The sequence below is a fragment of the Paenibacillus sp. FSL M7-1046 genome (assembly GCF_038007405.1).
Lineage (GTDB): Bacteria > Bacillota > Bacilli > Paenibacillales > Paenibacillaceae > Paenibacillus_AQ.
In genome coordinates, this window is sequence record NZ_JBBOXB010000001.1 from 1054889 (window position 1) to 1070234 (window position 15346).

The window sequence follows — 15346 nt, forward strand, 5'->3', positions numbered from 1 at the left end:
TCAGCCTTCACAATTTGATTAAAGGACGGCAGCGCCGTCCCCTGTTAGATCACCTATGCTGTATCGAAATATTAGTTCACCAAAGTAAAGGCATCGTGGTAGCGGATCTCAGCAGCGACGCGCTTCATATCTTCATCCACCATCATATGAATCAGCTCATGGAAGCCGACTTCTAGCTTCCAGTCCAGCTTGGTTTGCGCCTTGGAGGAATCGCCCAGCAGCAGGTCGACCTCAGCCGGACGGACAAATTCAGGATCGATCACCACATACTGCTCATAATCGAGTCCGGCATACGAAAAGGCCACCTGAAGCAGCTCACGGACCGTATGCATTTCACCTGTCGAAATAACATAATCATCCGGCTCCTCCTGCTGGAGCATCAGCCACATCGCCTTGACATAATCCCCGGCAAAGCCCCAATCCCGCAGGGAATCCAGATTGCCCATCCGCAGCTCGCTTTGCAGCCCATGCTTGATACGGGCAACAGCGTCGGTCACCTTGCGGGTGACAAACTCCAGTCCGCGTCTTGGCGATTCATGATTGAACAGAATCCCCGAGCAGGCGAACATGTCAAAGCTTTCCCGGTAATTGACGGTAATCCAGTGGCCGTACACCTTAGCTACACCATAAGGGCTGCGCGGATAAAAAGGGGTAGTCTCCCGCTGCGGGGTCTCTACGACCTTGCCGAACATCTCACTGCTTGAGGCCTGATAGAATCTGGCCGTCGGCTTCACAATCTTGACCGCCTCCAGCATATTGGTAACGGAAACGGCGGTGATCTGACTCGTCAGCAAAGGCTGCGGCCACGATGCGGCTACGAACGACTGCGCCCCCAGGTTGTATACCTCATCCGGGTCAGCGATTCTCACCGCTTCAATCAGGGAAGCCAAATCGGTCAAATCTCCGGAAATCCAATGAATGCGATCTTTAATAGAGTACACATTTTCATAGTTGGGCGTGCTCGTTCTTCTCCGCAGTCCGAATACCTCATAATCCTTGGAGAGAAGAAATTCCGCCAGATAGGACCCGTCTTGCCCTGTAACGCCCGTAATTAAAGCTCTCTTCATTGATGAATTCCCCCGCATCATTATTTTTTCACAGCATACGTATGTTGAAAATCAGCGTACACATCGTGCAGCCCGTCTTCGAGCCCAATTCTTGCTTTCCATCCAAGGGCATTGATTCTGGATACATCAACCAGCTTCCTTGGGGTACCGTCCGCAACGGATGTGTTGAAGGTGATTTCCCCTTCGTAGCCGGTAACCTTTTTAATCAGCAGTGCAAGGTCTTTGATCGCAATGTCATCACCCACACCGATGTTCACGATATCATTGCCCTCATAGTGCTCCATCAGATAGAGACAGGCTTCGGCCAGATCATCCGCATGCAGGAATTCACGTTTCGGATTGCCGGTGCCCCACACTTCCACCGACGGGCTGCCCTGTTCCTTGGCTTCATGGAATTTGCGCAGCAGCGCAGGCAGCACATGGGACGAATACAGATCAAAATTGTCATTCGGCCCGTAAATGTTCGTCGGCATCACAGAAATGAACCGGGTGCCGTACTGCCTGTTATAAGACTGGCACATGTTGATGCCGGCAATTTTGGCCACTGCGTAGGGCGCATTGGTCGGCTCCAGCTCTCCGGTCAGCAGATATTCTTCTTTGAGCGGCTGCGGAGCCAGCTTTGGATAAATGCAGGTCGATCCCAGGAACATCAGCTTGCTCACCCCGTTACGGTAAGCCGCATCAATGACATGGGTCTGAATGAGCAGATTGTCGCGGATAAATTCCGCAGGTTGTTCGTTGTTAGCTGCAATTCCGCCCACTTTGGCCGCAGCAAGGAATACATACTCAATCTCCTGATCCTCAAAAAAACGGTCCACCTCAGCGCCGTTGCGCAAATCCAGTTCTGTTCTGGAACGGAGGACAAGATTATGAAAGCCCTGCTTCTCAAGTGCGCTGACGATGGCCGAACCGACCAGACCGCGATGCCCAGCTACATATATTCTCGAATGGCGATCCATACGCTTCACCCCGTTATAAATGATTTAGAATGCATTTTTCGATCTCACGAGCTGCCAGGCCGTCATAAACATAATCTTGAGATCCAGGCCCAGCGTTCTCTGCTCAATGTAGAGCAGATCGAGCTCCACCATTTGCTTAAAATTCAGTCCGCTCCGCCCGCTCACCTGCCAAAGCCCTGTACATCCCGGTGTGACCGATAGACGAAGCCGGTCGTATTCCGAGTACTTCTCCACTTCCCGTGGAAGCGACGGCCTTGGGCCGACAAGCGACATATCGCCCTTAAGCACATTTACCAGCTGGGGAAGCTCATCAATGCTTGTTCTGCGGATAAATCTGCCTACCCGGGTCACCCGCGGATCATTTCTCATTTTGAACATGGGGCCGCTCATTTCATTTTGGTTCAACAGGTTCGGCAGAAGCGCTTCCGCATCGGCAATCATCGAGCGGAATTTATAAATCCGGAACAAACGTCCTGCCTTCCCGACCCTGGTTTGACCGAAAAATACGGAACCGCGGGGATCTTCCAGCTTGATAACCAGCGCAAGAATAAGGAAAAGGGGGGACAGCACAAGGAGTGCCGCCGCAGATGCCGCAATGTCAAAGACCCGTTTATTAAATAGATATAATGTCTCCGGCCTGCCTCCGGCACGCCTTACTGCCGGATAGTACCTTTTAGCATACAGGGCCGCTTCCTCTTCTCTTTGACTGGAAGGTATCATCTATTATTCACCTCTTGACTTTGCATACGTACTGGTGTGTTCTCTATCCACAATTTCCCCGAGAGCACTTAAAAGTTCATGCCTCAGATCCTGTCTTCTCAAGGCAAAATCAATCGTCGTCAGAATAAACCCGAGCTTCTCGCCCACATCGTACCGTACTCCCTGAAAGTCATAGGCATATACGCCCTGCTCCGTATTGAGCCTTTGAATGGCATCCGTTAACTGAATTTCACCGCCTGCTCCGGTCTCCTGGCTCTCCAGGAAATCAAAGATGTCCGGCGTAAGCACATACCGTCCCATAATCGCCAGATTGGAAGGCGCCTGGCCTAGAGCCGGCTTTTCCACAAAACGGTCCACCTCGTACAGCCGCCCTCTGGCCCGCAGCGGATCTACAATACCGTAACGGTTCGTTTGATCGGCAGGTACCGTCTGGACGCCAATGACTGATCTCCCAAGGCTTTCGTACTGTTCAATCAGCTGTCTGGTGCACGGAACGTCGCTTTGCACAATATCGTCTCCCAGCAGCACGGCAAACGGCTCATCTCCGATAAAGTTGCGCGCACACCATACGGCATGACCCAGCCCCTTGGCTTCCTTCTGCCGGATATAGTGAAGAGTCACCTGGGAGGAACGCCGCACCTCTTCCAGCAGCTCCAGCTTCCCTTTCTCAAACAAGGTATGCTCAAGCTCAAACGCGATATCGAAATGATCCTCTATGGCGCGTTTTCCTTTTCCTGTAACGATGATAATGTCCTCAATGCCCGCAGCAATCGCCTCTTCCACGATATATTGAATGGTCGGCTTGTCTACGATCGGAAGCATTTCCTTCGGCATTGCTTTGGTAGCGGGAAGAAACCTGGTTCCAAGCCCAGCTGCTGGAATAATAGCCTTTCTTACCTTTTTCATCCCGAACACATCCCTTGTTTCTTTATTGACGAACTGAATTCTTGCAATAAGCGGGCATTTAACCCTTCCTCACGTCACACCCTTGACGATTAACGTCTAAGGTATCAGCACCCACAGCATGACCGAGTGTCTCCAATGATATAGGTACAGGAGGCATTACCTTTGATCCTGCGAAAAATACAGGCAATGATATACGGAATCTCAGCGTTTGTCCGCTGTTGCTGCCGCACCAACAGTTGGCGGGGCACATATGCTAATGAAGGTTGACGTCTGCCGTTCCAAAGAGGACTGGCCTCCCTCTCATGGTTCTCACCGAGAATAAATGTTTAATAATTTAAATAAAGTTATTCATATCGCGACCAAGTAACTAAAAAAAATATTCCTTGCCTAATCTCTATCAAGTGAAAACGGCTTTGCCGTCCTTTTTAAGGACGGTACCGTTTCAGCGAGAAATAGAAGGATAAGTTATCGTGTGAAACATATAAATTCTTATATTTTTAAAAGCGCTTATCCCATTTCCTTTCATGTTCCCTTTCATTCTTCACATATTCTGACATCGAATGATTATCGCCATATATTATTCATTAGGAGTATTTGTCAAAATTATTATATTCATTTAGAATAACTTTGTAAACAACTAATGTTTTCTTTTCAGGAAAAAAAGTTTTTCAAAGTTACTCATAAACCATTTCATTAAGGAGAGGGATTCATGATGCGCTGGAAAATAGCTTTGCCCCTGGTTGCCGTCCTTACTGCAGCTCTGGCTGTGGGACTCATTTGGAATAAGGCTCCGGAGAAAGCCTGGAGCAGCGATACGGGCGCAGGAAGTGTTCAGGCTTTTGCCATTCCGACGTTTAATGTGAAGGACTACGGGGCCGTAGGGGACGGAGTCACCAATGATACGGCGAGTATCGCCAAGGCTGTAAAGGCTGCGCAGGATTCGGGGGGCGGCACGATTTATTTCGACAGAGGGACTTATCTAATCAACTCTATTCATATCCCTGAAAATATATCCGTTCTAGGTGCAGGCAGAAGAGATGCTACCTTGATCCGCAATGATAACAAGGATGAAGCCGCCTTGCGGCTGCTCGGCAAACAGAGTGTTCAAGGCATCGGGATTAAAGCCCGCATTGGCATTATGCCGAACGGGGACGACATCAACATTATCGACGTCAGATTCGAATGCAGCGTTCAAGGGATTCAGAATGCGGTAACAGTCAACCGGCTAACTGTATTTAACAGCCTGTTCGAAAATTCCGGCTATGGCATTCTGTCGAATATAAATCCGAGCTACGAGGTTAAGATCCTGAATACCCGGTTTGTGAATATCAAAGGAGACGGGATTGAAATCAATGCTCCAAGCCGTGACTGGGTCATCGAGAACTGTGTATTTGATACCAACACCAGCCCTTCCCGCTGGGCGGGATTTGGAGTAGGCGTTGCTTTGTCCGCAAAAGACATTGTCATTAAAAACTCCAGTTTTATTCATATCCGGGGACAGGGTGTTCATGTTGAAGATTATGCGGAGGTAACGATTGTCAATTCAATCTTTAAGAACAACGGCTCCGCCAATTATACCGGTGATCCCAAAGCGGATATCGCGGTATTGTCGAATGCAAAGGTGAAAGTGTACAACAGCAAATTTATGGCCTCTACCGTTGGATACAGCAAAGTGGCTATTTATAATACTGATTTGCCTGTGGGGGGAACAATCACCGTATACAACTCCACGTTCCAGAGCAAAACCGTAAACAAACAGGTGACCACTGTTAATTCTATATTTCTCCCTTGAAAATAGAACACTCGTAAAGTACCGGGGGGTATGCGGGGGAGTTTCCCAAGCGGGTTGACGGCTGTAAAAGGGATGGATGTTCGTTCAGTTATGTTTATGGTATAATATCCAAAAATGATTCAATACGAATTACGCCTATATCCAATCATGTTGGAACCCGCAATTGGAGGCATGCAGATGTTTGCTAAACGGTTGAAACAGCTACGAAAAACAAGAAAATTCTCAATGCAGGAGGTTGCTGAAGCGGTTGGCGTCGCCAAAAGTACGTATGCCGGGTATGAATCCGGATACCGTCAGCCTACCCTTGAAAATACTCAACTGATTGCCAAGAAGCTTCACACTACCTCAGATTATCTCATCGGCCTTACCGATAACCCCGACCCCATGGAAATCACGAACAATGCCAGAGAGATCCTTAACCAGCATCAGCTGCATTGGGACGGCGTTCCTTTGGAAGAGCAGGATTTGGAGCTTGTGCGCATGCTGCTGGAGCGGGTAGTTCAGAACAGGGCGGCCGCCGGTTCTGGCGACAATGGTCAACAATGAATCAATATCCATCATAATCACGGCGGTTCCGCTAGTTAAGGGAGCTGTCGTGATTATTTTTTATTCCTGCTCCTCTTGCAATTCTTATGTATACTTCTCTAGTCTGCTGAATACATTTCAACATATTCCTCTGCAGCCTAGTCAAAAATGAGTAAAATGAGTCAAAAGTACTTAAAATATTAGTTTTATCACCGACACATAGTGACATTCTTTTTTTTGAATTAGTAGTAAAGTAGGCTTACATGAATTACCTAATTTTAGATATTCGCGGAGGAGCTTAGTTGATGAGATTAGAATTTTCTATTCGCAGCTTGCTAAACCAGTTAGGAATGAAGCACGAAGGCACAATAGACCTAAAAGAAAGCTTCCACGCGTTGTATAAACACGGACATATCTCCGAAAGTGAATTCATAAATCTTTGCCGCAATTTCGATAAGAACGGAACAGGGCAGTCCTCGGTTTCCTTATAAATTTCTTATAACTTCATGCCCTCATCAGTTCTCTTAAAAATGCGGCCAGCCCAATCCCAGCTTCTCTATTCTCTTGAAAAAATCTGCAGCTCCTGAATGGACCAGTAATTTCCTCCCGAGCCGGTCTGCAGAATCTTGATGTACCGCGCATTCACCTTGGCAAACTCTATCTTGGTCTTCTCCAGCTTCCCTTTTCCGGAAGCTATGCGCTTCCAATTGCTGGCGTCATCCGATACATAAAGCTCATATCCCCGTGGATAATCATAAGAAGATAATGTGTAATCCATTTCCACCGCTTCTATACTATGTTCCTTCCCGAGATCGACCTGCAAATACTCTCCGGAGGCTTGATGTTTACCCGTATCCCAGCGTGTGCGCCGGTCTCCGTCAATCGCATTTCCGGGATAGGACGCCTCGGTATTAACATTGGAGGATGCCTTCCACTGCGAACGGTCCAAAGGAACCAGTCCTGTTGCTGTAATCTGTGTCTTCTCCGACATGACGCTGGAACCAGGTACCCTAACCGCGTACGTATATAATGTTCCTTCCTGCAGCTTGCTGTCGGTGTATTCCGTATCCTTTATCCCCGTTGCGATAACCTTCAGGTCTGTGCCTGAGCCGTCGGCCCGGAGCACTTCATAGCTTGCTCCAGGGGCCTCCAGCCAGTTCAATTTTACGGACAAACCTTTGACTGCAGCAGCTTTAAAGCTCTGCGGTGCAGCATCCGCCACCTCGGAGGATGGCTCCAGGATATACTGCACCGCTTCGCCCGGAGCTAAAGTCTCGGTAAACTCCAGTACAGGTGTAGCACTTTTGCCGGATACATAGCTGCGTGCCGCCTCGTATGAATCACCGCTGCCGAACCGTTCACCTTCATATACGGTTTTCTTCGGCATATTTACTTTCACATGAACCGTCTGCGGTGTATCCTCAAAATTGACGAAATTGACCAGCACCTTGTTGGAGGTGGCTTTGCTTCCGGGTTGAGGCTCAAGTGTTGAGGTATCAACAGCACGTACATATAGCAGCTTGTCGGCTAGATCATCCTTATTGGTAATTTCATAACTTAACGGGGCTCCGTGGGTAGCATAAGCCAGGCTTAGCCTTCTCATAATGCTGACCCGGGAATCCTCGCCTTCTTTGGTATAGTAGATCTCTGTTTTGGCCGGATCATGCTCTTCCAGATTGAATCCATACTTGAACAGACTGAAATTCTTGAAGAAGGCGGCATGCTGGATGAACATATCCGCGTAGCCGATATGACCGCGCATAATCCGGTCGAAGACCGCCGATGTCCGTTCGGCTGCCCCGTATTGGTAAGCATCTACATGTGTGTCTGAAGTGCCGAACTCCGTCGTCAGCATTTTTTTGCCGAGGCCGTCCGCAGTTCCGCCAAAGGTTTTCAGATTCTCGGTAAAGCTTCCTCCATGGCTGAAAATATAGGATTCGCCATAAGAGTGTCCATTCGTTAAATCCGTCACTTCCTCCAGCTCGTTGCGTTGTTCCGAATCACGTTCCCAACCGTCCGGATCGCCGCACTGTTTAAGCGTGCCTTTCTGGTTGCCGCAGGAATCCGTACTATAACTCGGCCAATAGGCCCAACCTGGTGCCACAGTTTGCAGATGGGGAGCTATAGTTTTGCCCTTCTCGTTCAGCCAGTTGGCAATCGCCAGGTTCACTGCCTTCGAACGATTGAACAGGCCGGGTTCATTGTCCACCTCATAATATTGGAAGTACGGGCTGTACTTCTGGAAATAATCAGTCAGTTTCTTCTCGGCGTCATCCGGCAGTGAGCCATCCGCCTTAAGCTTAATATCACCGGTATACAAATACAGCGCAACGGCCTGCATGTTGTAATCCTTGAGCACCTTGTAGTACTCCTCCATATTCGAACAGGAGCGGCCGACATCGCTGGCACAGCTGGTGCGCATAATATTGCCGCTGTAAGCTACTCCAAGCCATTTCATAATATAAGGCAGATGCGTAACTGCGCCTTCGTCAAAATAAAATTGCTTGTTGTTCACCATGGTGCCCGTCAGTGTGTAGCTGCCATGAATCGGCTCCTTGATTGGGGCATTCAGCGACTCCAGACTAAGGTCATCCCAGGTCCACCAGTTGTATTTATCCTCCAAATCGGAGGAATAGATCCCGCGGGCCACCTGCAGCTTTAGTTCGTTGGTTCCAGCCACCAGCTGCTCTTTCGGGATATATAGCTCATACGTTTTGCGGAACGTATATTTGCTGTCTGTACCGGCAACACCTGCAATCTGGATAATCCCCGACAGCTGCCGGTTGGAGAATACGCTCATTTGCGGAATGGATTTATAGGCATCTATGATGCTTACGCGAAATAAGACCCCGTTGACCGGGATCTTATCCAGCTTATACATAATCCTCAGCTCAGGATTAGTGTCGCCTCTAAGACCGGAGGGCACACTTTGGAGCTCCGCAGTCTTGGCCGAAACGGAGGCAACCTTAAATGCCTCCTTAGCGGCCGAAGAGCCGGCAGCCGCAAATTCACCAGCTGTTCCGTCGTGCTTGCCCAGTTGCCACAGCACAGTTCCGTCCGGCAATGCGGGTCCTGCATCTTTCGCTGCGGACAATTTGGACATGTCAACCTCCACCTCGGCCCTCTTCGTCCCGTCATCTCCGAAGATAGAAACAGACAATAGAAACAAGAGGGTTAAAGCTGCGAATTTTAACAGTAGATGTAGAGGTTTATTCTTGTTCTTCTTAGTTCTAGTCCTCATTCCTTGTCCTCGCTTTCTTCCGGGGTGCCTGCCTCACAATGACTTATTGCTTTCATTTCATTATTTGGAAGTCAACGCGCCTTTGGGAATAACCGCCTGCTTCTGGCTTGGGCTCTTCCACATAAGGCGAATACTGGCATCTCCACTGTTCTCGTAATATTCAACCTTGATGTCGTACGAGCTTCCCGCTTCCATGACTATGCTTCCCTCACGGCTGACACCGCTTTGCTTCTTCCAGCTGTCGATGATCAGTTTGCCGTCGATCCATACACGTACCCCATCATCCGAGGAGGCTATGAAATTATATTTCTCATTGTAAACCGGCTTGATTTTGCCGCTCCAGCGCACCGAGAAAGCATCCTTGCCAATTCCTGAAGACGGTGAATCTCCATGCCAGTTGAAGTCGATCTTATTGTCGTTGCGGACCAGAACGGCTTTGCCCGACAGCTCCATATTGTTGAAATATTCTCCCGTCAATCCGGTTCGGGATACCGGGGCCGGGTTATTGTTTTTACCGACCAGCATTAATTTATATTCATCCCGCGACACGGTATAATCATTGCTCATAAAACTCTTAATCTGCTCGAGGTTATTTTTCTCGGTCAGCATTTTTCCCCATGTCATGGTATATACCCATTTACTCTGCGTTCGGGACAATATGAGCGGGTCTGGCAGTTCTCCGCTTTCACCGATCCCGATCGGCTTGCCGTCAGCCAGCTTCAGCAGCTTCTCATAATAAGACTGTCTGTAGTCATTGTTATAAATATCCGCCGCCAGAACGTCAACCTTCCCGGCACCCGGATAATACGGCTCATAGCCATCCGACCACTCATTGGGTGCATTCGGATTCCATACCCACAGGAGATTATCCAGCTTGTGCACATTCGCCAGACGGTTATACATAATATCCCAAAGTTCGGTGAAGTTGTCCTTCTGCCCCCACCAGAACCAATTGCCGTTCATCTCATGATAAGGGCGCCATAACACAGGCACTCCCGCATCGCGCAGGTCTCCCAAATATTCGGCTACCTCATCAAGCTCAGCGATCAGGTTCTTATACTGCGGGGTGCCCGGTGTAACATAAGCATCAAAATCCTCTTGGCTCAGGCTCATATGCACATTAGCCCATTCCGGGGAGGTGCCCGGCAAATTCTGATGGAAGGTCATCGCCACAATTCCGCCGCCCTGGTGCCATTTGATCGCACTCTTCACGACATTCTGGCGCTGCTTCACGATGGTGCCCTCCGGCTGGTTGTTAATCGCTCCCAGCTCATAACCATGCAATACGGCATATTGTCCGCTTGCATTCTTCAGCTTATTGTTGAATTCATCCGGGGTCTCCAAATAGTCATGCTGCCCGGATATCATTCCCTTGCCTCCAAGATCAACCAGATAGCTGAGCAGATCGGCAGCCTCCTCCGAAGCTGAGGGATTGATGGGAGTGATGGCAGCAGCAGGTGTAACTATCGTCCGGGGAACCGGAAGACTCCTCGCTTCTGACCAGGGCAGCAGGGAAAATATTAATATAAGAGGTAAAATCGTATTAAACAGGCGGTACTTGCGGTAAGTGTTCAAATCGTAATCTCCTTTCTCCAGCGAAATGCCGCCACGGCACACAGGATGAGTTCCCTATGCAGGTTCATACATCCCGAGGCCAAATGGGGGCTATAGCTTAGTAGCCCTGCTGATAAGCAGGGCCACTAAGAGTGGACTTTAGGAATTATAATTGTAACGTCTTAACCAGCACCCGCCGGTGAATACAGAAGCTAACCAGTCGCTCTGCTTAGGAAGCGGAAGGAAGAAACAGGGCGCTCGCAGGAACAGTACCCTTCACTTGGCTTGGGCTTTCCCACATTAGACGCGCTCTGGCATCCCCTTGATTCTCGTAATACTCCACTTTAATATCATATAGCTGCCCGGCATTCAGGCTGATGCTTCCCATGCGTTCGGTTCCACTCTGTTTCATCCAGCTGTCAATCACAAGACTGTCATTGACCCAAACGCGGATGCCGTCATCTGAAGTAGTATAGATTGTGTACGTTTCACTGTAGAGCGGCTTAATCTTGCCGCTCCAGCGTACGGAGAAGAAATCGATGCCGATTGCAGCATCCGGGGTGCCTAGACGCCAATTGAAATCAAGAATGGCGTCGTTACGTACAAGTGCCGGAGTGCCTGACAGCAGCATATTATTGAAATATTCTGCCTTTAGCCCATTCTCAGCAGGTGCTGCTGTCGGTGTTGGTGCCGGCGTCGGTACCGGTGTTGGTGTTGGTGCAGGTGTTGGTGCTGGCGCCGGTGTTGGCGCAGATGTCGGTGTTGCTGTTGGCACCGGTGCTGGTGTTGCTGTCAGCGCAGGCGTTGCTGTTGCCGTTGCGGCTGGTGCTGCTGTCGTCGCTAAAGCCGGTTTTGCAACCAGGCTGGGTGTACTGTCCAATTCTGTCTGGCTGGCAGCAGCTGCCCCGGCATTCACAAACAATGCGCTGGCCGGAACCGTCCCTTTGGCTTGGCTTTGACTTTGCCACATTAAGCGGATATTCGCATCACCGGCATTCTCGTAATACTCGACCTTGATGTCGTACAACTGACCGCCTGTTAAAGCGATGCTCCCGGTACGCTCGGCTCCGCTCTGTTTCATCCAGCTGTCAATGACAGCTTTACCGTTAATATAAACGCGGATACCGTCATCCGAAGTGGTAAAAATCTGATAAATCTCACTATACGTTGGCTTGATTTGACCGGTCCAGCGGACAGAGAAGGAATCTACACCGATTGAAGGATCCGGCGAACCCTGGCGCCAGTTAAAGTTAAGCAATGCATCATTGCGCACCAAGGCCGGCGTACCGGAAAGCGTCATGTTTTTGAAGTATTCTCCCTTAAGTCCGCTCAACACAGGCGCTTCCACTGAATCATTAGAGTCAGGCGTTGGCGTTGCCGTCGGCTTCGACGTTGCCGTTGCCGTCGGTGTTGGCGTTGCCGTTGGTGTTGGTGTCGCTGTCGGTGTTGCCGTTGGTGTCGGCGTCGGCGTTGGCGTTGCCGTTGGTGTCGGTGTTGGCGTTGCCGTTGGTGTCGGCGTCGGCGTTGCTGTTGGTGTCGGCGTTGCTGTTGGTGTCGGCGTCGGTGTTGCCGTTGGCGCAGCGGCTGGTGCACTCCAACTCTTATATTTATTCCGGGTCAGTGTATAGCTATCATTCATGAAACTCTTAATCGTAGTTGTGCTATTTTTCTCATAGAGCATTTTTCCCCAGTTCATCATGAAAACGAAATTTTTCTGGGAGAGCTTCAGTTTGGCCGTGCTGGGCATCTCACCGTTCTCACCAATACCTATCGGTTTACCGGCAGCCAGACTAAGCAAACTGTCATAGTACTTATTCATATAGTCGTTATCATATATATCTGCTGCAAGAACATCCACTTTGCTTGCGCCCGGATAGGTCAGCGCATAAGGATCAGACCAGGCATTCGGTGCATTGGGGTTCCATACCCACAACAGATTGTTTAATTGATGAACGTTCACGAAACGGTCATACATAATATTCCACAGTTCAGCAAAATTACTTTTCTTCCCCCACCAGAACCAGTTGCCGTTCATTTCATGATAAGGTCTCCAAAGTACAGGAACGCCCGCATCCCGCAAGCTTTTGAGCGACACCGCCACTTTATCCAGATCCGTGATCAGGCTGGCGTATTCTGTCGTGCCCGGCGTTACATACCTGTTAAATTCCGCTTGGGTGAGCGGCTTCTGCACATTGGACCAGAGGTACGCCGTCCCCGGCAGATTCTGATGAAAGGTCATTGCGACAATGCCGCCGTTCTTGTACCAGTTGATCGCGCTGTTCACCACATTCTTGCGCTGCGATGCAGCCGTACTCTCCGACTGGCCGCTAATTACGCCAAGCTCATATCCGTGAAGAGCAGCATATTCTCCGCTTGTTCCCTTCAACTTGTTGCTGAATTCATCCGGGCTCTCCAAATAATCGTGCTGTCCAGAGATGATCCCTTTTCCGGTAATGGAATAGAGGTTACTAAGCAGCTTGACAGCTTCGGCTGAAGCGTCCGGATTAACCGGCACTGCTGTGCTTGATGAGGCTTCTGCGGTTGAAGGCGACAGCCCAAATCCTAAAGGCACAGCGGTTAACAATACGGCAAGAGACAGCAAGGTGGACAGCAGACGAGACTTACGGTAAGTTTTCAAAATCATCTTCCTTTCGGTAGCCAGGCTGCCACTCTTGCGAAGGCCCTATGGCTTTGCGTCCCTATCTTTCGATTAGGTTTGCCTTTGTCGTTTTGGAAGGATTAATCCCTCTTACCGTAAGTATCGTCCCTATGAAGTTTTTATTTAGAGCATTAATAAAAATAAATTAATAAATGGTTCTAAATGCCTGTTTTGGATTTGCAACAATTGGTTAAATAGATTATTTAGGCCTAAGAGATAAACTGTTGCAAAGCTATATCTTCCCAATCCAAGGTGATGCGGATGTTATCCTCTTCTACCAGTTCCGAACCGGTCTGTACCTCGATAAACTCTACATCCGTCAGCGCAAGAATCGCATGTTTGGTGCCTTCCGGTATACGCACCACATCTCCCGCCTTCACATTATGCATCTTCTCATTAATCACAATGCTTGCTTCACCGCTGACAAATGTCCAGATTTCACTGCGTTTATGGTGCAGCTGGTAACTGATATTTTTACCCTCTTCGATAAAAATCCGTTTGGTCAGCACTTCATTTCCCTCATCGTATTTCACATAATCTATGACCTTATAATGGCCCCAGCGGCGTTCTTCGTACATGGGTCTTTGTTCAAAAGACTTCAGCACTTCCTTGATTCTCGGACTCTCCGCTTTATGGGTAACCAAAATCCCGTCCGGGCTGGCAGCGATAATCAGATCCTTCGCGCCGATCACCGTAATCGGAATATCCAGCTCATTAATCAGGCATGTGCCTTCGGAATCCGCCGTCACGAACCCTTTGCCTACATGATTGCTGTTCATTTCTTCAGTTAGCGTGTTCCAGGTGCCCAGATCCTTCCAGAATCCGGCATAAGGCTGAACTACGATTTTCTCCTCTTTTTCCACCACTTCATAGTCAAAGCTTATGGAAGCAAGCAGTTTGTACTGCTTCTGCAGTTCCTCGTAGTTCAGCGGCAATCCCTTGCGCTGCAGAATATCAAGCAGATAGCCCAAGCGGAACGCAAACACGCCGCAGTTCCAGAGGGCATTCCGGCTGATCAGTTCCTCGGCCTGCTTACGGTCAGGTTTCTCCTGGAAGTGGCTTACCTGCAGATAACCGCTTGCTCCCGCCTCTGCGCTGGTAGGAATGATATATCCGTATTTTTCTGAAGCATGCTCGGGTACTACACCCATCAGCGCCAGGTTCGCTCCGCTCTCCTGCATCGTTTGCTCAAGCTGCACTACTGTATCGAAGAAGGCGGCTTCCACATAAGGATCGACCGGCAGGATGGCCACGGTCTCGCTTGGCGAAACGCCTTCCATGGAATACAGGTAGGCTGCTGTCAGGGCAATCGCCGGAAACGTATCGCGGCGTTCCGGCTCAACGATGATAGGCACCTCGCTGCCAAGCTGGCTTTGAATCATTTCCACCTGACTGCGGCCGGTAGCCAGATAAGCCGAACCCGACATATTAGCTTCCTCCAGCTGCCGCCATACCCGTTGCACCATGGATTCCGGCTCACCCGTCGGGCTCTCAAGTACCTTCAGAAATTGCTTCGAACGTGAATCGTTGGACAAAGGCCAGAGACGTTTTCCTGAACCGCCTGATAGAAGTACCAGTTTCATATGGAACCCTCCTCATTATGTGTTGACGCGAAAATATCGGATTGTTATTGGTTGCTTCAAACGTGAAAAGCATAAGACTTAGCTGTTATGAGAGTCACTGCAAGGAATGTTTGGACTTTCGGCCGCTGTTGTCTGCAGATTTCTTGATTTATACCGCTGTTCGCGGTGGAAATCCGCAGACAAAGGCGGACGCATTCGCTCCTACAGTTCCAAAATTCCTCTCCGTTCCATTCCAACAGCCTAGCTATTCGCTTCACCCGCAGGCGAAGCTCCCTGCTAAAGATCCGGCTATTGCCGCTTGGCTGGCGGCAGGTAAGAGCGAAGTGCTTTAGTAGAGTAG

General features: G+C 49.5%; 11 protein-coding genes and 1 riboswitch. Of the genes, 3 read left to right on the forward strand and 8 right to left on the reverse strand.

The window, feature by feature from the left end; translation table 11 throughout:
- Window positions 1-71 precede the first annotated feature (71 nt).
- From gmd to galU, 4 genes are read right to left on the reverse strand one after another with little or no spacing between them, the layout of a single operon-like run.
- Window positions 72-1067, reverse strand: coding sequence for a GDP-mannose 4,6-dehydratase (gene gmd, locus NYE29_RS04440; protein ID WP_038586541.1), 996 nt, complete (start codon window positions 1065-1067; stop codon window positions 72-74).
- Window positions 1068-1087: 20 nt separating this feature from the next.
- Window positions 1088-2026, reverse strand: coding sequence for a GDP-L-fucose synthase family protein (locus tag NYE29_RS04445; protein ID WP_076109985.1), 939 nt, complete (start codon window positions 2024-2026; stop codon window positions 1088-1090).
- Window positions 2027-2050: 24 nt separating this feature from the next.
- Window positions 2051-2746, reverse strand: a complete 696-nt coding sequence (locus NYE29_RS04450; protein WP_076109986.1) for a sugar transferase — start codon at window positions 2744-2746, stop codon at window positions 2051-2053.
- Between the two features lie 3 nt (window positions 2747-2749).
- The gene (galU, locus tag NYE29_RS04455) at window positions 2750-3652 is read right to left on the reverse strand and encodes a UTP--glucose-1-phosphate uridylyltransferase GalU (protein WP_076109987.1); all 903 of its coding nucleotides are present in this window, start codon (window positions 3650-3652) and stop codon (window positions 2750-2752) included.
- A gap of 709 nt (window positions 3653-4361) precedes the next feature.
- On the opposite strand from galU, the gene NYE29_RS04460 reads away from it, so the two are divergent.
- Window positions 4362-5444, forward strand: coding sequence for a glycosyl hydrolase family 28-related protein (locus NYE29_RS04460; protein WP_340894587.1), 1083 nt, complete (start codon window positions 4362-4364; stop codon window positions 5442-5444).
- A gap of 177 nt (window positions 5445-5621) precedes the next feature.
- The gene (locus tag NYE29_RS04465) at window positions 5622-5990 is read left to right on the forward strand and encodes a helix-turn-helix domain-containing protein (protein ID WP_076109989.1); all 369 of its coding nucleotides are present in this window, start codon (window positions 5622-5624) and stop codon (window positions 5988-5990) included.
- A gap of 535 nt (window positions 5991-6525) precedes the next feature.
- On the opposite strand, the gene NYE29_RS04470 is transcribed toward NYE29_RS04465, so the two are convergent.
- The 4 genes from NYE29_RS04470 to NYE29_RS04485 all read right to left on the reverse strand — a co-directional run bounded on the left by NYE29_RS04470 (window position 6526) and on the right by NYE29_RS04485 (window position 15006).
- A complete protein-coding gene (locus NYE29_RS04470) occupies window positions 6526-9072 on the reverse strand; it encodes a discoidin domain-containing protein (RefSeq protein WP_340894591.1) in 2547 nt (848 codons plus the stop codon).
- 198 nt (window positions 9073-9270) lie between these two features.
- Window positions 9271-10785: a glycosyl hydrolase gene (locus tag NYE29_RS04475; protein WP_340894593.1), complete on the reverse strand. Its 1515-nt coding sequence runs from the start codon at window positions 10783-10785 to the stop codon at window positions 9271-9273.
- A 208-nt stretch (window positions 10786-10993) separates the two neighbouring features.
- Complete coding sequence (locus NYE29_RS04480) at window positions 10994-13402, reverse strand: PA14 domain-containing protein (protein ID WP_340894594.1); 2409 nt, start codon at window positions 13400-13402, stop codon at window positions 10994-10996.
- Window positions 13403-13414: 12 nt separating this feature from the next.
- Window positions 13415-13495, reverse strand: a riboswitch (cyclic di-GMP riboswitch).
- A 137-nt stretch (window positions 13496-13632) separates the two neighbouring features.
- A complete protein-coding gene (locus tag NYE29_RS04485; RefSeq protein ID WP_340894595.1) occupies window positions 13633-15006 on the reverse strand; it encodes a sugar phosphate nucleotidyltransferase in 1374 nt (457 codons plus the stop codon).
- A gap of 143 nt (window positions 15007-15149) precedes the next feature.
- Between NYE29_RS04485 and NYE29_RS04490 the strand changes: the two genes are divergently transcribed.
- On the forward strand, window positions 15150-15338 hold the full coding sequence (locus tag NYE29_RS04490; protein ID WP_340894596.1) for a hypothetical protein: 189 nt from the start codon (window positions 15150-15152) through the stop codon (window positions 15336-15338).
- Window positions 15339-15346 lie beyond the last annotated feature (8 nt).